This is a genomic window from Microbacterium sp. PRF11, from assembly GCF_031844085.1.
GTDB lineage: Bacteria > Actinomycetota > Actinomycetes > Actinomycetales > Microbacteriaceae > Microbacterium.
This window is the reverse complement of the sequence record NZ_JAUZUP010000002.1, coordinates 164,909-186,339: the sequence shown is the minus strand read 5'-3', so window position 1 is coordinate 186,339 and position 21,431 is coordinate 164,909. Positions and strand designations below refer to the sequence as shown.

The window sequence follows — 21,431 nt, the reverse complement described above, 5'->3', positions numbered from 1 at the left end:
GACGAGCCAGAAGAGTAGCAACGGGAAGAAGAACAACGCCGATTTTGTCTCCGGCAGGGTCCAGTCATAGGTGAGCAATGGGGCAGTGAAAATCGCGGCGAGAGTAGTGCCGCCATTCCTGGCACCGCGGGCTGACCCCGGAACCCGGTCAGCAGATGAAAGCAAGCATTCTCCCTCGACTTTGTACGCCCTTGGCCGCAACGTTGACTCTCCCCTGGCCAACCCACGGCCTCACTGCGTCCCTCCACGAACTGGTGCCGAGATCGGTGATAGTCGTGACGGGGCGTTCGATCTGAGATCGCGTCGCGCGCGCTACTGTCTTGGTTTCCTCACGAGTCGTCACGCGACTGAACTGCGCGATTGCACGCGTTTTCACTGCCAGTTGCACGGACGAGACCGTGAGCTTGTACGCGAATCTCATCCCGATACTTCCTGCTGCGATTGCCCCTATTGATACGGCAGCATCGCCCACCCTTCCCTGCGCTAGGTAGGCAAGGGTCTCGATGACCCCGCATGCCGATTCAACCAGCCCGGGGATGAAGCCGCAGGCGACAAGAGCGACCTTTCCGGCAGGCGAATCTGTAATAGCCCTGCCGATATCCTGCCACCACGCACGGCCGGTCAGATCGCTCTAAAGCGGCCTTCAGCTCTCCTCCGACGGATAGCGAGTGAGCCAAGGATCCGCCGGGTTGATCTCAAGGTCCTTCGAGACCCCCGGGTGAAACAGCCGGTTCTTGAGCTGTGTCTGGAGGCCTTGAGGCGCAGGCAAGACGTGGAATTCGCGTAAGAACTGCTCCGCCCATTCGCGCATGTGAGTCGACCCGCCCCACTCGACCACCAGATCGGATGGGTGGCCGTCAAGGTCCACGTATTCCGGATAGAAGGTGACCTCGATCATGTACTGATCGCCTGACATTTCAGACAGTGTCATGAGGAGGTAGAACGGATCTTCCCGGCATGCGAAGCCCACCAGGTGCCCGACTTCGATCAAATGCGCCCATGCTGCCACGCGGACTTCATCATCACCTGTAGTAGACATGGAAGTTCTGCCTCACTTTATTTCGCCCATAGTTCCATTTGGTTCGACCATCAATCTGAACGTGCGGCCCACGGACCCAACGTCCGGATTTCCCGGTGAGCATCCTCGTCCCGTGGCTGGAAACCCGTTCAGACGGTTTACGTCCCGCCCAAATTCGACCGGCCCACTCTGCCGACCGGCGACTACCTGTCATGGAGTTTGCCTTCGACAGCCCGCGCGTGTATAGCGAGGCTGCCCGCACAATCTTGACGGCCTTCTGAGCATCAGAAGCGAATTTCACCGCGCGCGCCACAACGGTGGCCACCTTGAGAGCCGCGCCGACGACCTGTCCGCCTGGAACGAACATCAGGGCAATCGAAGCTACGTCCAGGACCGCCCACCAGTCGATTTGGAACTTCCCGCTGAGATCGTTTTTCCCAATGGGGTCCGTCGGCCAGACGTAGTCGTTGTCGACACCACCCTCCACCGGGTCAACCTGCAGGAATCGACCGAGAGCAGGAACGTAAAGTCGCGCGCCCATCTCGATCACCTGCGCCGAGCCGACGGATTCGACGAGCTTCTGCGCCCCCTGGTGCCACCCGGTAGTCTCGTTGACCAGTCCCTGGTCGTCCGTCGCAGCCGTGCCCATCGCGTACGTCGTCGGGTCTACCGGCTGGCCGAACGGGTCATACAGACGTGCACCGGTTACTGTCGCCCCGTCACCAGTCACAAGGGTGTGTCCCTGTAGCGAGGGGTAGGACCACGACGATGTGCCCGACGCGGGGATATCGACGGTCACGCCACCCGGCAATGGGAGGAACACGGTGGGTGCTGCAGCGCCCGCCTTCATCGCCCAGGGCACGTCGCCTGTTCCTGCGAAGGAGTATCGCGTGGTGACCGCAGGGGCGCTGCCAGCAGGGTCGACAGTTCGCGCCACGATGCGGCCGGTGGCATCACGCACCACCGCTACGGTCGACCCGTCTGCGTAGGTCGTTCCGCTGTGCTGGTTCTCCACGTCGTACGTGAAGGTCATGTCGGCCAGACGGGTGGTGTTGCCGCGGACGTCGTAGGCGAGTTCCGTCGTGCTCAGCCCGTCTGCGACGGTTGTGGCGCCGGTGGGTGCTCCGGTGACCGTCGAGGAGGTGAGACGGTCTGCCCAGTCGTAGCAGTAGTTCGTCGTGGTGGTCTGGACAGCACCGCTGCTCGGAGCGGTGTACCGGTCGATGTACCCGGTGCGGTTACCCGACGCGCCAGCTGCGCTGTTGGCACCGCAACCCCCGCTTGCGGCGAACTGGTAGGTGAGCTCGTGCCCGGGAATCTTCGCCGTGGTGAGGCGACCGGCTGCGTCGTATCCGTAGGTAGATGTGAAGGTCCGCAATGTTGCTCGAGCGGTCTGGGAAATCTGCTGCTGCACGATGCGCCCGGCGACGGAGCGCGTCACCGCGTCGATGATGGAGGTCCCGGAAGGGAACGTCCAGGTGTTCTGCGCGACCGTTCCGCGTTTGTCGTCCCATCCGACCTGCAGCTTGGACCCGCCGAGGTAGGCGACCTGGGCCATGCGCTGTTGCGCGTCGAACGAGGCTGCAGCGTAGACCTGGCCCCCGTACTTCACCTGGGTGGTCTTCCCGTCGAGGTCGTAGCTGAACTCGGTGACCGCCCCCGAGAGGCCTTCACCCGTGGTCGACACGCTCTTGATCCGGCTAGTGAGCGGCTCGTAGGTCGGTACGGTGACGGTGCCCCACACATCCGTATACGACACCAGACGCCCGAGAAGGTCTGTCTTGGTCGTGATCGTGGAGTTTGCAGATCCAGGAATGGCTGAGCCCGCGGTACTGACGGTCATCCCGGTGGGGGTAACCGTGTAGGTGGTGTTCACCGTTTGCCCGGCAGCGCCAGTGGCTCCGAGGGAGGAGTCTTTCACCGTGCGTCCGCGTGCGTCGACGCTCGTGCACGACCAGCCGGCATCGCCGGTCACCTTGGTGCCTGCTGTGCGGCCCATCACGTCGTACACGTACGAGGTGACGATAGGTGTGCCACTTGCCGGGGTAGCCGAGGTGGAAGACTTGAGCATGCCGTACTGCGGAGTGCCCGCTGGAACTTCGCAGGTCGCCTCGGTCAGCTTCTCGAGATCGCCCCAATACGTGCGGGAGATGCTCTTGTCCCCTGTGATGCTCCCTGATGCTGCCGCCGCGGGCAGGGCTTTGGTCTTCTGCCTGAGCCACCCCTCGCCGCCCAACGATTCGAACGTCGCCGAGGTCTTCAAGGCGAGACCGGCCGGATCGACAGTCGTCTCCGTCGCTTGCCCGGTGATCGGGTTGCTGTAGGTGGTGCTGCTCAGCATGGGTGGGGCGACCGCACCCGACACTGTGGTGGAGTCGTCAACCTTGGTGCTCGTGGTGAGTCCCAGATCCGGTCGGAGTTGCGCGCCTGGGACGATGACGAAGTCGCCGTTGGAGGGCGTAGCCCACTTCAGCTGCAGCGTCGCGCCGCCACCCGATTCGAAGTACTCGATCCGAATGCGCCGCGTGTCGCCCGCGGCGACGGTGAAGGCGTCGCTCGTCGCATCTGTGGGTGACTGCAGAACCCATCGGTCCACGACGAGAACGTCGTCGAGCCAGACACGGATTCCGTCGTCACTGGTGGTGCGCAGCCGGTAGGAACCGGCCTCGGGGAATGCGATGACACCGGTGAGCCGCAACGACCAGTGGTCGGCGGTTACGCCGGGATAGGGCGCGTCCTCTCCGTAGCTACGGTCCACGGCCCCGCCCGCGACACCGTGGAGACCGAGAGTGTACGCGGCGGGCTTGCCGCTCAGCTTCTCGGTGTTCGAGTAGTACGCGGCCTGCAAGCCGTTCATGCCGGCGTCATACGTGGTGCTCGTTGATGCGGGAGCGACACCGCACGCAGCATTCGTGGCCGCGTCGCTGACGGGACGGCGGTCCGCTCCGAAGCATGCGGCGGGGGCGGGACCGAAGTTCTCGACCGCACGGTCGTTGCGGTCATAGACCGTTGTCCCCGTAAGCCCGTTGGCATCGACCTTCGAAAGCACGAGGTCTTTACCCGCGTCCCAGGTCTGCGAGGTGGACAGCCCCATTGCAGTGGTCGCGGATGTTTGGCGCCACGCCCTGTCGTAGGTGACAGTTTGCGTTGCACCGGCAAGGCCTGCGTCGGTGATGGTGGTCTGGCCGTTCCCGTACCCGTAGCTCCGCGAAGGGCGGTCTGAGGCAGTCTTACCGTCCGGGGCGGGGAGTGTGACGGAGGTGGCTTTGAGCCCCTCGTAGGTGATCGTGGTCGATGCCGGGTCACTCGCGGCGGCGGTGTCCGTCACGGGGAGGGAGTCGTTGGCGCTGCTGTCGCGGATCTGGCTCAGCAGTCCACTGGTGGTGTCGTAACCGAGCAGGGTGAGTTCGTCCCCGGGATCGAGGATGGCGGCGAGTTGACCGTTGCCGTTGTAGAACAGTCGCGACTCCGTGCCGTCCGGATAGGTGATGCGGCACAACAGGTCCACCGGGGCTTTCGCCCAGCCGGATCCTGCCCGCTCGGGGCAGACCGTGCGATTGCCGTCCTGGTAGGTGAATGCCACCTTGCGCAGGTAGCTTTCACCGCTCTTGGAAACCGGGTCGACGACCTCCGTCGCCACGCCATTCGCGTTCAGCACGGTCTGCGGGGAGGCCGCCTTGCGAACATCGTCAGGCGGGGTGGCCGACACGACGCGGCCTTCTTTTCCGAACTGGTAGACGGTTCCGTCCTCATCGGTGAGAACGACCCACCCGTTGCCGTCGAGAGACACGATGCCGTATTCGCCTGCCGGCGCGCGGTAACCCCCAGCGGGGACCTTGGCGTAGGTGTGCACCTTGCCTGTCGCGTCCGTCAGCACGATGGACGGTTCGGTGGCCTGCGCCGAGACCCATCCTGCTGTCGAGCCCGACAGCGGGATGGATGATCCCCACCCTTGCGGGAGCACCTGAACGCGTTTCGTGAACCAGTCGGGCGGGACGATGAACTCCTCTGCTCCGACCCGCACCCATAGCTCAGCGGTCGCGCCGCCGCCGATCTCGAAGAACTCGTACCGGAAGGGCATGGCTGAGCCGCCGAATTTCTTCGCGGCCCCCCAGGTCTTGGTTGCCGATGCGGCAGCCCAGTTGTCGACGAGCTTCTCCCCGTTGATCCAGACGCGCGCGCCGTCGTCCTGACGGACACCGAACTGAACGTCTTGGCCCACGTATTTCTGCGGCAGGGTGAGGAAGCCGTTCCAGCGAGCCATGAAGTAGTCGCCCGTGAGGGCATCGACCGGCGATCCCACACCCCAGTCGAATGAGACCGACGGGTCTGTGCGGACCACGACAGGGGTTTTCCCGTTCATGTCGAAGACGGCGTTGGCTCGAGCGTCCGCGGCGTCGAAGTACTCGCCGAGAAGGCCCCGGTTCGCATTCGGCACCTCTTGCGAGTTGTAGCTGAAGGACATCCCCATGGGTCCGCCGAGGGTCTGCACCGTCGGCGACGCGAACGAGACGTTGACGTTACCGTTCGCGAGGTTCGTCGTTACCGCGCCTGTCGCGTCGTACGGAGAAGGGCCCGAGGCGCCGAGGCGGAGGTCGGTGCGAAGCCGCTGCACCCAGGTGTTGCGCTTGTTGGTGTCCTGGCCGTCGTTAGTCAGCACGGTCCAGGAATAGATCCCACCGTCCTGCAACGTGCCGGCGGGGACGTTCCAGGACGCGACGCCGTCCGCAGCACTGATCCAGCCAGAGGTGACGACAGCGCCGGATTTGGCGTCCGGGCCCGTGGCGATCTTGAACTGGTACTTCATGTTGCCGCCGGTGGAGTCGGTGTCCGACACCGCACCGACCTTCAGGGTGGGGGTCAAGGAAGTTACCGTCTCCGGCGTTTCCGCTGCGGGCCTACCCGGAGTCGCGGTCGTCGCCGCAGGCAGCGGAACCTGATTTGTCGTGAACTTGTAGACCGGGCTCTGGCGGAAAGTGGACTGCCCCATCCACCCGTTGGCGTCGTCGACGACTGATGTACGCCAGAAGTATTCCCGTCCGGGCGTCAGAACGTCATCGGGAACCTGCCATTCGCGCCAACCGTCCCAGTTGCGGCTCGCAACGATGTTCGTCATCCCCGGATCGGTCGCCACTTCGTAAGCGAACTGCTGCGAGCGGTTGCCGGGGTTGGTCGAGTCGACACCGAGGATGGGGCGCAGCCCGACCCCGGTAGAACCGTCACCTATGCGGGTGCCCCACACCGTGGGATAGTCCCAGGCGTCGATCCAAAGATCCACCACCACCCGCTTATGGGAGTACCAGTTCTCTTCCTTACCCGCCACGAGGTAGGCCGGGCGGTCTCCGGCGCGCAGCTGCGTCGCTAGGCGCTGAGCGACGCCGTCCCCCTCGCTTTCCGCCCACCCGGTACTGAGGTTGTAGTACGCCAGGTGGGGACCTGTGCCGTTGTAACTCCACCCCATGGCGTGCTGGATGTACCCGGTTTGGTTCGACGTCGTCCCGTACCCGTCGTAGCCGACGTTGATTTTCGCCCCGGCGATGAATTTCCCGGGGATGGAGCCATAATCAAAGTTGACCCAGGATCTCCAGTATCGGTTTTGATTGTTCTCGCGCGTGTTCCCGACATGGAGGACACCGTTGGACTTAGTGCCGTCCGACTTGAAACCCGTGCGGTCGGCCCACCCCATGAACGTGGGGTCGATGCGGACGGGGTACACGCGGGCGGGGTCCGCAAGCCACTTCTTGTCCGCTTGCACGGTGTACCGCCACGTGCCGTCTGACTGCTTCGCGAGGTAAGGAGTGAGCGCGACCTCAGCATCCGAGGACGTTCGCTCATCCCCGGCGGAGTCTGTTGCCATCGGGGTCGGAATGAGGAGCACCGGCTCTCCCGCAGCGTCGACAAGTTCCACGGCACCCGCCTTGGCGAGTCTCGGCTCCAAGTCGCCGGCCGACAGTACCCACGACCAGGATGACCTGCTCGGCACACGGTCAAGAACAAGTGACTCTTTAACCGCCCCCGGCTCGATGCGGTACTCAAGGTCGGTATCGGGGCGCACATCACGGTACGTGATCTGCTCCCAGTCGTCCCACCACCAGAATGGGGTCTCCGGGTCGCCATCCGTTGCACCGATCAACGAGAACGACACCTCGTGCCCCGCACGCTCGACTGTGACGGTCGGCGCTGTGCCGTTTCCACCCTTGAAAACCGGTGACAAAGGGTGGTTACCGACGGTCCATACGTCCTCGCCCTCGCCGCCCGCTCGTGAAAGCGAAGTCTGCGGGCGCACCCACTGGCCGTTCTCGTTCCGAACTTGCAGGGGGTCTGTGGACAGATGCGTGACGGTAGAGCCGGTCTTGGATTCGTAATCGGTCGACGACTCCGTCTGCCCCACTTGCGTCAGTCCGTTCTCGGGCACACCCCCCGTCAGACCCTTCGGAGCAGCAACCGGGGTCGGAGCGACGATGGGCACCACAGCCTCCGGGGCGGCGACGTCAGTTGCGTCCTGGGGAACGGTCAGGTCGCCGTCCGGCACCTGGGGCGCCGGTGCGGTCTCATCGCCAGCTGGAAGTGAACTTACGTCTTCAACCTCGGTGCTCCCCGACGGCTGCTGCGATGCGACTGCCTGGGCAGCATCAGAGGGAAGAGCAGTAGAGACCCCAAGGATCAGGGTCGTGAAGATCGCTAGAGCTGAAAAGTGCGCGCGATAAGGCACACATACCTCCGACTGAAAGCCGCCCCCCGGCGGAAACGTAAGCCTGTCGAGTACAGGCGAAGCTGAGCATACACACATAAAAGACTCAGTTTGTTACGCAGTTCTGGCCGCGGTACGCAGCGTCCTTTTCGTTCGGGTCACAGAACGAAACGTCGCCACGTCCGGATCGCTGACGCTGCGGTGCGGTACATCATGTGGACGGAGTGGCCCGGATTGCCCACCGTGCCTTCCATATCGCCGATGAGCGGGCACGCAAACCCCGCAAAGGGGCGCCGTCCACGGACGCCCCCTCTCGATGTGCGGATGACACGCAGTTCGATCCGTGACCCAGCTGCCAGTGGCCCTCACTCACACCGAACGACACGCGACCCGAACCACTGAGGAGCGTGCCGCCTCAATGCCGGTCAGACGATGCTGGCTCGACTCAGATCGAAAAGGTCAGGCTCTCGTTCCTCGAAGCGGTCCTTGAGCGCGTCGCCACCCCGCTCTGCAACAAACGACACCCATCTTCGGACTAAGGCGCGCCTCAGGCTGGCACAGCTTGCAGGTCGAGCATTCCGTGCAGACATGAATCGATGCCCCCCTGAGCGGGCGGCAGAGAGGGCTGCTCCGGCATTGACGCCGTCGCGCACATCTGGCCCTACGCTGACGGTGTGTCAGATGTGGAATGGGCGCGCCACATAGGCAAGAGTCTTTCCACAACTGAGATCTGCCGAGAGCTCGATCTAGACCCAATCGGGCTCGAGGTGGCTGTCCGCTGGCTCCGCGTTCTGCGCGTTGTAACTGACGACGGACGCCACATTTATCCGGCCTGGCAAATCAATCGCGGTGCGGTCGTCCACGGCCTTCGGCCCGTGCTCGAAACCCTCCGCACCGGTGCCGATGACCCATGGTCGTGGGCATTGTGGCTGCACTCAGATGTGCGAGACGACGACGGCGGCGACGGTCGTCGGCGGCAGATTGACGATCTCGCCGCCGGCGATGTGGCCGGCGTCCTGCGCCGTGCTACCCGGGTCGCCACGGACTGGGCGGACTAGATCATAACGCCAACTTCGGCGGAGCTGATCCCGAAACTGGCGACCACAATCGCGAGCCAGAAGTGGGGTCCTTCGCCGCGGCAAGCCCTTTTCGACAGGGAAGATCTCACGGGCGGTGACCATCAAATGCGTGCCTGCGGTGCACTGGTCAGACGATGCTCGCGCGTCCGAGATCGAAAAGGTCCGGCTCTCGTTCCTCGAAAAGGTCCTCGAGCGCGTCGCCGCCCCGCTCGGCAACGAAAGACGCTTCCTCGTCCGTGATGGGAACGACTTGGAGCCAGGTCGTGTAGACGTCGGCATCCTCGAACGAGGGGAACTCGTTCTCCCAGCACCAGGGGGCGACGATGAAGCCATGCTTGGTCGTGATGCCGTCGCCGGCGTGCTGGAAGGCGTCTCTGATGACGGTGCCATACCGGGAGGGACCCCCGTCCGCGACGTAGAAGGTGCAGAACGCGAGTGCCGTGCCGAACCGATCCCAGTCACTTGCGGCGCACCCCACGAACTCCGAGGTGACCGGCTTGCCGGAGGCCGTGCGGTAGCCGGTGTCGATGAAGCTCGCGCCGACCGTGCTCCACGAGGTCAAACCATGGTCCGGGCAATCCGCGACTGAGAAGCCGCCGACGCTGTGGCCGGACTCTGCGCTCTCGTACTTGCCGACGAACGGGTCCGTTCCGGGTCGCCCAAATCCTGCGAGTGAGCGGTCCCGGGCGATGTAGGAGTCGATCATGAATTGCTTGTCTCCCGCTTACGGACCTTTGTAGTGTTCGCGTCCGAGTTCATCTTGGTGGTCACGGTTGTGTTTCCCAAGCTCCGGTCGATAATGGCTCGGCTCATTGTGTTCGTCAAGGAATTCCTTACGCGAGATCCCACGCTCCTCGGCCGATGCCGCGTGGTGACGGAACTCATACCCCGGTTTATGCCCCATATCCCATTTATCGTCCGGACCGATGACGGTCTGATCGCGAGGGTTTCTCACGAGGCCGTCGGGTCCACGGTTCTGCTCGTACACCGTATCTCGCACGCCCTTGCGATAGCTGCTGGGCCGCTTGTAGCTCACCGGTTTGGGTGCGGACGGTGGAACGGTTGATATGGGCGCGACCGGCGGGGAAGCGGCGGCGGGCGGCGTGTCGGCGCCCCCCGGGGGTGGCGGCGATGCCGGCCGTGGAGGGTCCGGTGCGGCGGAAGGAAGATGGGCCGTTCCGGTCATCGCGCCGTCTGCGGTGGGCATCGAAGCGCTTCCACTCGGGAGGTCGACGGCGTCCGATGCGCCGCCGCGACCGCCGCGGAACAGCTTCGCGAGCACTCCGCAGAGATCATCGAACAGCGGCATCAAGCGTCGCATGGACGTGAGGAGCTTCTCTATGAAACGGCCCACCCGGGTGGCCACGGAGGATACCCGCGCGACAATCTGGCCGACCGCGACAGGTGTTCCGAGTCCCAGAGTCGCCCCGGCTGTAATGAGCGCGCTGATGGCTGTGCCTACGACCTGGGCGATGCCGTCGCGCACCAGCTCGTACACGGCCTGCACGAGTCCAGATGCGATCTCGAGGCCCGAACCGACCGCCCCGGACCATGTGCCGGTGGACGCGACCGTGTCAGCGAGTGCCTGCACGTGCGCGCGGTAGGCGTCGATGGTCGCGCCGCTCATCCCGTCGAGATCGGACAAGCGATGTTGAAGGTCTCCTCCGACACGGTTGAGCTGGCTGGACACGTTTGCCCACGTCTGCGCGAACGCCTGCACCTCAGCCGCGTTGCCAGTGAGGTCCTGCAGCCATCCCCGCAATGGCTCAATGTGGTCGAGCACCCACCCCAGTCCGTTAGCGAGCAGAGTGCCTATGGGGTCGATGACAGCGGCGACGGTGTCGAGCGCGGCGGAGAAGGCCGCCACCCCGCCTTCAACCCAGTTGCCCGACTGGATAGCTGCAGCGAGGTCGGCGCCGTCCTGCAATAAGTACGCCCCGCCGAACGCTGACGGCTCAGATGCGACCGGCGCGGCGACGAGTGCATTGTCGCTCATCAGCCGAGGTTCCGATCAAGGCTGCGAACGGCGTCGATCACCGACTCCTCGTAGCGCTGGAAGTCCTCTGCGGCAGCACGAATTTGAGTGGCGGACCGCTCGATCACTTCGCCACCCTGCTGGATGGTCGAGCCCACGGCCTGCGACACCATGCTCACTGGAGGAACCATCCATGAGCAGAGCAAACCGAACGCGCCGCCGGAGAGGTTCACGGATTGGACCGCTGATAGGGCCTGGTTCGCGTCTGATGCGAGCTGCGACACCAAGCCCGCATGCTGGTGCAGCAGTTCCACGTCGACGCTGATCGCGTCGCCGCTCATCGCATGCCTCCGGAGCGACCCTGCTCTTCACCTGTCTCGCGTGCGGCAAGGTCTGCCGCGATTGTCTTCACGATGGGGTCGTCCTCCCCCATGATCTCCGTGGTGGCGGCGAGGGTGGCGGCGTGCGCCTGTCGGGTCGCCTTGCGCATCAGCTCGACGATCTCGGCGGCGAGGCGAGAACCACCCCGGTCCAGCGCGCTCTCGCCGATGGTGAGATCGCGGAGGACACCGGCTGCGTCTACTTCGACCGACACGTCTCGTCGAACAGACACCGCCCGGCTCCTCACATCGTCGATAGCGGACTGCAGCGCAGGGTAGCGTTCGGCTCGTTGCTGGGCACGCTGAACGTCATCGCGCACCTTCTGCGATGCCTCGTCCGCACCCCACACCATTGCTACCTCCCGCAGTCCAGGTCCGACCCTACGTCGGCCCGTTGGCCCGTTGGATGAGAAACCTCTTATGTTCAGCGAGCCTGCTTATCCTGTCGTGCGCACCTTCCCGCACCGGCGTGTGTCAGAACTATGTGGGTGAGGTCGACTTCAACCCGACAAGGGGCTCGGGGGCGACGACGGCGGCCGCCGGATAGGAGACATTCACCGTCGCACGGGGATGGTCATGACCTCGCCGACGACGACGATCAGCGGTGTCCGGTCATGTCGACACAACGCCATACACACTAGGGGGCAGGTAAACATGATATCTCGTAGAGCTAGCCAGGTCGGCCAAGGTCACCTTGGCGGTCGCAGATCTGTGAGGCACGGGCGTGGGCAATGTTACAAAGTTCACACGATTCTCCCCTGGCCCGAAGGGCTCCGCGGCGACGCCGACACCCCCCACGAAGCGCGCGACAACTCGGCGGCTGTTGGCGCACTCAGGAGCTGTGCGTCGAACTGAGTTCATTCAGGGCCGCGTTCCGTTGGGGCGGGCGGCCACGCCATCAGTCTCACCGGGCGGTCTTCAACCCTCGGCCACAGATGCGTTAGTGCACCGAGCCGATCACGCCGTTTATCGGCCGTTGATTCCACCGCCGGGCACCCCCTCCGAGATGATCACGCGATGCAGGCGTTCCGTCGCAGTCCTTAGCGATGTCGCCCACCCGATGACGGTGCCCCGGTGGGTGACCTTGTAGCGCGGTCCGTCGTCGGTGCGGCGCAGCTCGACCGTTCCAGCGACGACGCCGCGGGGGTCGCGCATTACCCAATGGGCGGGTTGGTCCTCCCGCGCCAGCAGCTGAGGGTGCCACCGCGGTCCGTCGCTGTTCACACGATCAGTATCGAACCTTTGTTCTAGGTCCGCAAACGTTTCGTCGCACAAGCCGGTCTCATCGCCACGTGCCGCGCCGCGGCCCGCGCGCTCAACGTCGGGTTCGTCGATGACACCGGCAAGGCCCCGCCGAAATCTGCGAACGCGAAATTGTCACAACTTCGTCCGAACGGACGAGCGCTTGGTGCGCGACCTAATGAGGGCTCAAGGATCGATGATGAGGGCGGTCGACGCCGGGGTGGGGTCGATCTGCATCCCCGGCATGCTCTCGAGCACATCACGCATCGTCTTAGTTTCGGTGATGCCGCCCAGCTCGTGCTGACCAGCATCACCGAAACGGTAGTAGCACAGGGGAGCCACGCCCGTCCCGAACCGTGACCGAGAACGAATTCCTTCGAAACCTGCCTTCGCCATCGCAGCAGCCCATTGCTGGGTGGTGTCGTACGTCTTCATCGGAGCGGATACGTCGCCCGCGACGATGCCGTGGGCGGCTGCCCCGCCGGCGACGAAGTCCGCGAACCGCGTGCGTGGAACTTCTAGGGCGCTGACACGCTTGCCCGCAACGGATGCCGCGGGGATCCGTCGCGCACCCACGAGCACTTTCCCGAGGGACTCTCTCGTCGCAACCTCTGCGGAGGAGGCGAGATTGACAGTCCCCCCGGGGGTGCTCAGGTCGAAGCGTCCGCGACCGCTGGAGAAGAACCAGGGATTGTGGGTCTTCCGGTGCGCTCTATGCAGTCGCAACCCCGCCCGGTGCACGTGGCACGGGAAGGCTGTGTAATCCGCAGCCTTATCCGGCGGTGCGAGCGTGGTCGTCGATCTCCCCATGAGGCATATCTTGCCAACCCGCCGCGTCGTCGCGCGCCAGATCCAGTAGGTCCTCGATCTCATCGACGTTCCGAGAATCGAGGATGTCCAAGGCGGTGCGACCTCCAAAGTCAGCGATCTCACTGGTCAGCCAGTATGCGACCGTCCATGGATCCTCACCGGTTGGGAGCAATATCTTCAGCAGGTCACTGATGCCGGGCCTGAGCTCTCCGTGTTCGGTGAACTGAAAAGCAGGAAACACCAAGACGTTGTCCGAGGTCCGCACGCGAAGCAAACGGTTCTTGTGGACGCGTTCATTGACTGCTTGCCTGCTGATGCCACCCAAGACCTGCATGACACGGTCGACGCTGTAGAACACGCCGAGCTGATCGTTCACGCGGTTCGCCTCGCGGACACCCGCCAGGGCGGAGGACGCTGTTGCCGCTCGGGCGTCAGCGGAGAAGTCGGTGATGGTGTCGCGGCTGAGGTATTCGTCGAGGTTTCGCCCGATCTCCTGCAACAGCTCAGCCTTGTAACGGCTTTTCAGATCACTCATTGTCTCTCTCCCTCCTGTCTAGGGTAGGTGCAGCGTCAAGGTGCGTCAAGGTAGCCATGCGCGGTGCGCTCCCCGGCGAGGACACGGGCGGAACGAAAGTGTGGATCCCGCCCAAGCTGATGTGCCGGTACCCAGCATCTTCGTCTCTTCACACGCCGAGGTGGCATCTCGTGCCGCTTGGCGGGCGGCTCGCAACGGCCTTGGGTCTGCAATCGCCGCCGTAGACGCGGGCCGGTTCTCAGCCCACTGGGCCGGCGTCCCCTTGAGCGACCGCAGATGAGGTCAGCGGGTGGAGCTTCCAGATCGGCCAGGAATCGACAGAGCGCATCCGCTCTGGCCCGAGCCTGTCAACGAGGAACGACACTTCCCCGTCGTCCTTCAACAGGATTGCGCACCCAAGCTCCAACAGGTCGGCGTTCGCACCTCCATCTCTTACGACCTGACGTTTGAGAGCCCGGATGTTCTGCTCATCGTCAGGCGTGAGCAGCTCCTGCCGGAACAGGATCTGCCAACGGTTCACGTCGTGGATGGGGGTCGCTCCTTCCTCAGCGATCAACCAGTCGTTGAGTCGGGAAGCCGCTCGCAGGAACTCGAGCCGTCGCTCAGTCGAGACGTCCGCTGCGGCGAGGAATGCCAGGACTCGCTCGTTTGCGAGGCGGGTCGTGTCGGGGGCATCTGCGATGGCTTCGTAAGCGGCCACCACGGAGTCGAGGCGTAGGTTGAGGATGGTCGGCAGATGCTCGTCTTCCACGACGTCGTAGGCGGTGACCGTGACCGCTTCCATCTCCGGCTTGCCCTTCTCCCGCCACCGCCACTGGCGCGGAGCCTCCGGAGCGAAGGGGTCCTCGAACCGCCATCTCCCGGGCGATGTTCCAGGAAGCATCAGCAGCTCCAGATTCCACGGTCCGACCTGTTGCAGCACCCGGGACGTTCCGCCCCCGTCGATGGCGAGTTCCTCATTCCGCATCAAGGCGCGATACAGCATGTTCAGTTGGTTGGCTTGCCCATCGTCGACGCGTGAGAGGTCGATAAGCGAGAGGTCGACACCGAGAGCATCGAACAGGGACGCCAGGTCTTCCAGCGCTGCCAGGTGCTGACGAAGACCTCCGTCATCGTCTCCGTCGCTGCTCGTCGTCCCCGCGACGGTGAACGGCGACGTCTGACCGTTCACCGTAATGACACGCGTGTCGATGAGACCGAGGAAGAAGCGGACTGCTTGCAGGCGTGTCGAGAGTTGCCCCACGAGGGTGAGGGAGATGTCGGTACTCATTCCTCGACCGGACCCGCGAACGATCAAGCGCACGGCCTCTGAGAACTGCATCTCGAACGAATCCTCGTCGAGCCGGCGGACGACAGCGGAGCTGTAGGCGGTGCCGTTGCTACCCACCTCGATGTCCACAGTCCGGGGAAGGTAGTTGCCGGGGACCATCTCGAGGATGCCGTCGAGATGGATGGACAGGCCATCGGTGGTGTTCAGCACGACGGCGACCTCGCCAGCCCCAGGGTTCAAGGTCAGCGGAACATCGAAATCGAGGTCGGCTGCGCTGTGAACGGTGATGCTTTTCATCTTCTGCAACAGAATTGGGTCAAACCCAAGAGACACCCGTTGCTCTCGCGTCTTGTGGGCGAGCGTCACCAACCGCTCGAGTTCAGCGGGGTCCTTGGGCACCTCTTTGAGCGGAACGGATACCTTCGACCCCGCGGGTGCCTTCTCCAGCAACGCGGCAATGGCGAACGGCGACAGCAAGGCGTAGTAGGCGGTGCGCTCTTCGGGGGTCGGGCCGATGAGCACCACGAAGTACAGCACGCCCTCCCCTGCTTGGTATGCCAGCAGGTCCACCCGCGGAACGCGGTAGGTAGACAGCCGCTGACTCGCGCGCTTTCGGCTCTGACCCTTCACCTGCACACTGACGCGGCCGACGAAGTCCTCGCGGCTTTGGCGCAGACCGCTGTGGAGGTCGATGTGCCCGTCCGTGAGCAATGTTCGATCATTGGAGTCGATGTACGGCACGAGATGCTGGCAACCCGCGACCAGGTTGCTTATCTCGTTGACAGCCAAGATCTCTACGCGCACGCGTTCATCCTGCCAACAACCTTCGGCGTGCTTGAAGGGCGCCCGCCACCTACTCGGGCCCAACGGAGAACTCATGCCCACCTATCTCGTCTCCTACGATTTGAAAGCTCCCGGGCGCGACTACGAGCCTGTCTGGACCTACCTGCGAGCCAGCACCCACTGGCGCCCGCTCGATAGCGTCTGGTTCATCGTCACGGACAAGACGGCGATAGCCGTGCGCGATGACATCAGGAAGCTCGCCGATGCAACCGACCAGGTCATGGTCGTTCGCGTCGACGGTCAGGCTTGGGCCACGTCTGGTCTGGGCTCGGGCAACGCCTGGATGGCGGCGCACGTCGCGCCGTGAGGAGTCGCTGCACACGGTCGGCATGACGCATCTGGGGATATCCGGGCCATACCCGCTTCGGCAATCTCCCGCCGAGATGTGTTCGGCGAACAGCGAGTCGAACTGATCTCTTGTTGATCCGAATGGACGAATTTCTCCGATGCTTCCACCAAGCGCATCATCTGTACGGGACGTCGCGCAAGGATGCTGTCCCCAAGCGCACGCGGATAACCGGACGCTCAAACGGCCCGGTCTGACGGCGAAAGCCACCCAGCGCTATCGACCATAAAGCCAGCACTACATGGGCCCGCCACGCATCGCCATGCCGCAACCCGGGGTGCCCTATGTTGACACCTGAATCGCGTCGGTCAGGTGCGACCAGGAACAGTTTAGGGGGGCTTGTGTACAGAAGAATCCGCGCCGCGTGCGCAGTTGTTGCTGTTCTCGCGGTAATTGGGGCCAGCACGACAGCGCAGGCCGCCTCTTTAGAACAGACAGCCGAGGCGCCCCTAAACGGCACAACCGCGTCCGAGCCGCCCATTCATGTAGAACTCCCGTTCGCGCACCCTGTCAGCCTGGAATCGGCTGTAACGGTGGAGCAGGGTGCAGGCTTGCCCATCCTCGGGTACCACTTCGAAAGCGACTCCATCGCTGGAGACTTCTGGATGGGTCCGGATGCGGATCCAGTTGCATTTCTCGACGACATCGAGAGAAGCACTGGCACTGCTCCGGAGGTAATTGGCGCTTACGTCGACGGCGAGGCTTACACCACCCAGCGCTCGCAGGCCCGCTCGGCCAGCCCCGAACTCCTCGGCTCGGACCTGCCGGTCTTTGACGCTCCGGACGCGGTCGCACCGGATACGTCGAAGCTACTGAACGGAGCGGACAGGGAAGTACCGTCGGCCGTCGCCTCTGCGCGCGCCTCCAGCACTTGGGAACCGACCTCGGCGGAGGCCATGATCCGCGACCAGGGTGCCCGGGTATCCATAACCGCGAAGTACAGCTGGTACGGCTCCAACCCTTTCGCCGCACCTCATCAGATGGCCGAAGGCTGGGGTATGGAGTTTCAGTTCGACTTCTACACGCACAGACGTTTCGGCCCCACCAACCAGGGCTGGTCCGGCGTTCGGCCGCAATGCGGCCGGAGCGATTACAAAGATTGGGCGGCTGCGTCTAACCGGCCGTTCGACTGGTTCGCCATCGTCATCAACGGAACGAATTCTGTCGTGGCGCCGCGCGAGATCGGTTTCTACGGGGACTACAACGATCTGTTCGACAAGTGTGTCGTAACATCTGTGTCTGTCGGAGCCGCAGCCCCGTGGCGCATTCCCAGCACCGTGGCCGGCACACAGGATGTCATGATCCAGATGTATCCGTACCGGGGCCTCGACACGCAAAGCGTTGTCGGGAGCCTGGTTCAGCCAGTGAGCCGCAAGTGGTGCGAGGACAATCCCTCAATGCCGCTCACGGATTGCATGGGTGTATGGCCCGGCACCTACCCGGGACCCGGCGCAACCGATAACCGACCGGTTCTCGGCGACGGCCGGGGGTGGACAGCCCCCGACCTATGCTGGACCTCTCTCAACTACGGGCGAACCTCAGCGGACACTTTCTCTTGGGACTGCAACAGCGGCGGATGACACAACTCTTGCAACAGCTGACCCAGCCGATTCTTTCGAGGACCGGCTGGGTCAGTTTGCTCATCGGATTACTGATCCCGTTCGTCGTTTCCGGCGCTGCCGTAGGTAACTACCGCGATGCGTCGTGCACGACCGGTGGTGTGTACTACGGTGCGGCGCCCATGCTTGCCGCATGCGAGCCAGTCGGACCGTTCCTCGAAACTCTCGGCTGGGCTTTAACCGTGATCACAGTGGTCGCGTTGAGCCTTTCGATGCTGTGTGCCGTCGTCGCGCTCCACCGGGCGTTTGCGAGGAGGGCTTCAGATCCGCGGGGGCCCGCAGTGGCGTTGGCGTCTGTAGTAATGGTCTCGGGCATCACAGTGATGTTCGTCGTCGCACTCAGACCGGACGCGAACTACGGCTCGGGCTCCTGGATCGCGTTCTCATCCGTTTTCGGTTTGTCGGCATATGCCGTGGCCGGCGCGGCGTACATCATCGCCATCGCCGTCTCCGACAACGTCAAGAAGGCACGCGTTCGCAAGAACTAAGCCGGCGTTCACAATCCGGTCACTTCTGACGGAGGTTTGAAGCGACCCCTCCGGATGGGGCCGCTGAGTTCGTGCACGATGGCCTCGATTTTCACGGACCCCGTCCGCCCAGGGTCAGCCCCCGGCCACGGTCACGTCGCCGGGCACGCTCCGCTGTGGCCTTTTCGAGCGCGTCATATCCACCACCATTGCTCGAGCGTCTGCAAGACCGGCTCCACCCGACCACCATCAGCTAGCCAGTGAACCGGCGTGCTCCCATCGAGTTCCTCGTCGACGCTCTCCATCAGCGCCTGCAGCGTCCGCGGCTCTATACCGTCGGCCGCTCGCAGCAGGACGGGCAGGTGCGGGAGGAGCTGGCGTCCCTTGACCACCTGCCATCTCGGGTAGACGACGCGGCCGTCGTAGTCCGCGCCGGCGAGGAGCCCCCGTTCGAACATCTCGTGGACACGGCAGACGTCGACGTTGAGCAGGTCGGCCATCTCCCGCTCGCTGAGATGGTTGGCCGCCGCGCTTCGCTCGGCAGCCGCGCTCCCAGCTGCGTACGCGTCATTCTCGATCTCGGCTTCCGCTGTGAACCACGCCTCAGGAATGTCAGCGCTGAGCGCGAAGGCTTTCTCTCCCGCCGTCGGCGGACTCCAGTGGACATCGCAAAGGACGGTCCGAGACCGGGTTCGGGGAATGCCGGGTAGGCCACACGTTCCGCACACCTCACGCACTTCCCGCTTCGCCAGCTCTACCCGCCGGGCGAACCTGGCATCTCCGCCGGTGGCACGAGTGAGGTAGATCAGTTCGTTGTCGACGCGAGCAGCCCGTCGGAGTTGGTACCCCGGGTCGATGGCAGCCAGGTCCGCGTCGAGTCTGTGCAGCACTTCCCACCACCCGCGGGGTACTTCAAGATGAGGCCACCACCCCGGGGGTATGCGCCGCAGTAACGGTGAGAGCAGTTCGGGCGAGACGACCCGTTCTGGGTCTTCTCCCGGATTCACAATGTGCACCGGATGACGCAGAGGTGAGCTGAAACCATACACACATGGACTTTCTACCCCTCGAGCGGGGTAACAACAAGACCAGCCGGAATGGGCCGAGCACCGCAGGCCCCGCGCTCGGGCGCCAGGATGGGCGTCAGAGCGTCGGCGAACAGCGGGGCCGCTCCGCTCGGCGGACACTTCGCGTCATCCCCACGGTTTGTCCCCGAGAAATGCAGCGCGAAGCTCGCCCGCGACGGGGAGACCAAAGTCCGGCTACCGTGCGCCACCACCGCGCGACATGAGCACACCCCCGCGACTCCTGCGGGCGAGCTAGACCCCGCGACTCCCGCGTGAACTCGACACGGCCACCATGACTCGGGCGATGCGCCGATGGCCAACGGAGTAGGTGGGAGCTCGCGGACGCCGTCGCGCCGGGCGGGGCGCTGGCGCACGTGTGCACCGAAACGCACGGCGCCGTCGCGACGCACCCGCAAATCGTTCACGACGGGATCCGACTGAGAGGGGCGCGCGAGGCGAGTGCGACCGTAGACCGAGGGCGCAGGCCCGCGCCCCGCCTGGCGCACACCCAGAAGGTGCGCGATCCCGGCCCGCGCGGCTCCGAACGTCACCCAACAGACAAGATTGGGGCGCACAAGCACGCGCATCACGGTGGCTAAGAGGCGGAAGATCATCATCACGCCCCGTACCCTGCGGCGACCGCTAGCTGCCCCTACCCGGTCGAAGCGGCGCACTCATAGTCCTCGAAAGGCGTGCGGGTGTTCTGCGGTCGACCTAGAGCCGGTGTCGGTGCCCGCTGCAATACTTGTTCGCGGCAGTCAGCGACGCGCGTTCGGCACCGGCCGGGCACCCTGCGCAGACTTCTCGCATCGCGTGAACCCACGTGCGGGCCCACCCCGCAGCCAGCCAAGGTCGCCAGGCCCCGACCAAGGTAGATGCCAAGGTCCGATGGCCCACAGATCCGCGGAAATACGCGGTTGACGGATCTCAAGCCAAGGTTGCCAAGTGCGGGGTAGGCATCCATAAGAGGATTTAGAGAGAGATCCGGCGGTATCTCTATCTCTCTCTCTTTTTCTCCTCATGGATTACCTACTACCTTGGCAACCTTGGCAACCCCCTTCCAGCCCCGCAAATCCGGGGCTGGACGCTGCCAAGGTGGCCTTGGCAGACCTGACCAACCTTGGCGAAAACACACCTTTACATGTCCGGCGACGGTAGTGGCACCGATGGAGAGCAGGTCCTAACAGCCCTTCTGGGGATTGAATACTCGATGACGGTCTAGCCGCGTTCTGGCCGAAACCACCTGCGCGACCTTCGTAGTCCTCACCGTCCCTCATCTCGGCCCAGGCGTGTAGCCGGCTTCGTCGCCGTCGGCTCGACCATCGACGGAATCCTCGAATCTCCAGTCATCCACGACGGGCCCCCCGACGCATGCGCGCGAACGAGCATCGCGTCGGTGTGAGTGTCCTGTTGAGGCCGGACGCCATCGAGGGGTCGGTGACCCCCGAGCAGAGGGGCATTGCTGGGCTGTCGCCGATGCCGGCTGACGGCGCGCCCGGTCGACGCCCATCGCTGAATCCTCACCTGTGTGCGACCGAGTCGAGACCTATCGCAACACACCGAGAAACAGAACGAATGGAAAGGAAGCCAAGTACATCACCGTCCATCCCGCCGCGAGCCTGCGCCGACCCAGCCGCGCCGCCCATACACCGATGGAGCCAACTGCACTGGCGATGAACGGCATCGACCAGAGCAGAACTACCCCGACGAAGCGAGTGAAAGACTCAATCCCGCCGAGCAGGCCGAAAAAACCGGCGCTCAGGACAGCGAGCGCCGAAGCAAGAATGTGCAACAGACCGACCCAGCGGACCCATCGTGCATCCAAGCGTTCCCGCGCGCCCGCGAGAGCAAAGACAAGATGCCCGAAAAGCAACCCGAAGGACAACAAGGTGAGGGTCGACTGGCCCTGGACAAGCGCGGCTCCTGACTCACCTCCGCTAACACCGGACAGCACGATTCGAACGGAACCACTGAACAACCAGGCGAAGGCGACGAGAAGGCTAGACGCACTAACTACCGCGTAGACACCATTGACCATCGACGTGCGCTGCACATGTACGGTCACGACGCACCTCGCGTAACCCGGACG

General features: G+C 64.0%; 16 protein-coding genes. 4 read left to right on the top strand and 12 right to left on the bottom strand.

Annotated elements, in window-relative coordinates:
• Positions 1 to 643 precede the first annotated feature (643 nt).
• Both Q9R20_RS06430 and Q9R20_RS06425 read right to left on the bottom strand, forming a co-directional pair.
• Positions 644 to 1,009 carry a hypothetical protein gene (locus Q9R20_RS06430; RefSeq protein WP_311248556.1) on the bottom strand — a complete coding sequence of 122 codons (366 nt, stop codon included), beginning with the start codon at positions 1,007 to 1,009 and terminating at the stop codon, positions 644 to 646.
• A gap of 13 nt (positions 1,010 to 1,022) precedes the next feature.
• Positions 1,023 to 7,550 carry a PA14 domain-containing protein gene (locus Q9R20_RS06425; RefSeq protein WP_311248555.1) on the bottom strand — a complete coding sequence of 2,176 codons (6,528 nt, stop codon included), beginning with the start codon at positions 7,548 to 7,550 and terminating at the stop codon, positions 1,023 to 1,025.
• An 833-nt stretch (positions 7,551 to 8,383) separates the two neighbouring features.
• Here Q9R20_RS06425 and Q9R20_RS06420 point away from each other — a divergent pair.
• A complete protein-coding gene (locus Q9R20_RS06420) occupies positions 8,384 to 8,767 on the top strand; it encodes a hypothetical protein (protein WP_311248554.1) in 384 nt (127 codons plus the stop codon).
• Between the two features lie 148 nt (positions 8,768 to 8,915).
• Here the strand turns inward: Q9R20_RS06420 and Q9R20_RS06415 are convergent, their stop codons facing one another.
• The 8 genes from Q9R20_RS06415 to Q9R20_RS06380 form a co-directional block, all read right to left on the bottom strand.
• On the bottom strand, positions 8,916 to 9,494 hold the full coding sequence (locus Q9R20_RS06415) for a suppressor of fused domain protein (protein WP_311248553.1): 579 nt from the start codon (positions 9,492 to 9,494) through the stop codon (positions 8,916 to 8,918).
• An 18-nt stretch (positions 9,495 to 9,512) separates the two neighbouring features.
• Entirely contained in the window at positions 9,513 to 10,784 is a 1,272-nt protein-coding gene (locus Q9R20_RS06410) for an HNH/ENDO VII family nuclease (RefSeq protein WP_311248552.1), read from the bottom strand.
• On the bottom strand, positions 10,784 to 11,104 hold the full coding sequence (locus tag Q9R20_RS06405; RefSeq protein WP_311248551.1) for a type VII secretion target: 321 nt from the start codon (positions 11,102 to 11,104) through the stop codon (positions 10,784 to 10,786). Before Q9R20_RS06405 ends, Q9R20_RS06410 begins: the two co-directional genes overlap by 1 nt.
• Positions 11,101 to 11,496, bottom strand: a complete 396-nt coding sequence (locus tag Q9R20_RS06400) for a YbaB/EbfC family nucleoid-associated protein (RefSeq protein WP_311248550.1) — start codon at positions 11,494 to 11,496, stop codon at positions 11,101 to 11,103. The genes Q9R20_RS06405 and Q9R20_RS06400 overlap by 4 nt, the downstream gene beginning before the upstream one ends.
• A gap of 613 nt (positions 11,497 to 12,109) precedes the next feature.
• Positions 12,110 to 12,298 (bottom strand): hypothetical protein, encoded by a 189-nt coding sequence (locus Q9R20_RS06395; protein WP_311248549.1) that lies wholly within the window; start codon positions 12,296 to 12,298, stop codon positions 12,110 to 12,112.
• Positions 12,299 to 12,571: 273 nt separating this feature from the next.
• The gene (locus Q9R20_RS06390) at positions 12,572 to 13,195 is read right to left on the bottom strand and encodes an RES family NAD+ phosphorylase (RefSeq protein WP_311248548.1); all 624 of its coding nucleotides are present in this window, start codon (positions 13,193 to 13,195) and stop codon (positions 12,572 to 12,574) included.
• Complete coding sequence (locus tag Q9R20_RS06385; protein ID WP_311248547.1) at positions 13,158 to 13,730, bottom strand: antitoxin Xre/MbcA/ParS toxin-binding domain-containing protein; 573 nt, start codon at positions 13,728 to 13,730, stop codon at positions 13,158 to 13,160. Before Q9R20_RS06385 ends, Q9R20_RS06390 begins: the two co-directional genes overlap by 38 nt.
• A 238-nt stretch (positions 13,731 to 13,968) precedes the next feature.
• Positions 13,969 to 15,804, bottom strand: coding sequence for a hypothetical protein (locus Q9R20_RS06380; protein WP_311248546.1), 1,836 nt, complete (start codon positions 15,802 to 15,804; stop codon positions 13,969 to 13,971).
• Positions 15,805 to 15,877: 73 nt separating this feature from the next.
• On the opposite strand from Q9R20_RS06380, the gene Q9R20_RS06375 reads away from it, so the two are divergent.
• The 3 genes from Q9R20_RS06375 to Q9R20_RS06365 all read left to right on the top strand — a co-directional run bounded on the left by Q9R20_RS06375 (position 15,878) and on the right by Q9R20_RS06365 (position 18,296).
• On the top strand, positions 15,878 to 16,150 hold the full coding sequence (locus Q9R20_RS06375; protein ID WP_311248545.1) for a hypothetical protein: 273 nt from the start codon (positions 15,878 to 15,880) through the stop codon (positions 16,148 to 16,150).
• Positions 16,151 to 16,530: 380 nt separating this feature from the next.
• The gene (locus Q9R20_RS06370) at positions 16,531 to 17,769 is read left to right on the top strand and encodes a hypothetical protein (protein WP_311248544.1); all 1,239 of its coding nucleotides are present in this window, start codon (positions 16,531 to 16,533) and stop codon (positions 17,767 to 17,769) included.
• Positions 17,766 to 18,296, top strand: coding sequence for a hypothetical protein (locus Q9R20_RS06365; protein ID WP_311248543.1), 531 nt, complete (start codon positions 17,766 to 17,768; stop codon positions 18,294 to 18,296). The genes Q9R20_RS06370 and Q9R20_RS06365 overlap by 4 nt, the downstream gene beginning before the upstream one ends.
• Before the next feature lie 173 nt (positions 18,297 to 18,469).
• Here the strand turns inward: Q9R20_RS06365 and Q9R20_RS06360 are convergent, their stop codons facing one another.
• Positions 18,470 to 19,165 carry a hypothetical protein gene (locus Q9R20_RS06360; RefSeq protein ID WP_311248542.1) on the bottom strand — a complete coding sequence of 232 codons (696 nt, stop codon included), beginning with the start codon at positions 19,163 to 19,165 and terminating at the stop codon, positions 18,470 to 18,472.
• 1,723 nt (positions 19,166 to 20,888) lie between these two features.
• Positions 20,889 to 21,407, bottom strand: coding sequence for a hypothetical protein (locus tag Q9R20_RS06355; protein WP_311248541.1), 519 nt, complete (start codon positions 21,405 to 21,407; stop codon positions 20,889 to 20,891).
• Between the last annotated feature and the right edge of the window lie 24 nt (positions 21,408 to 21,431).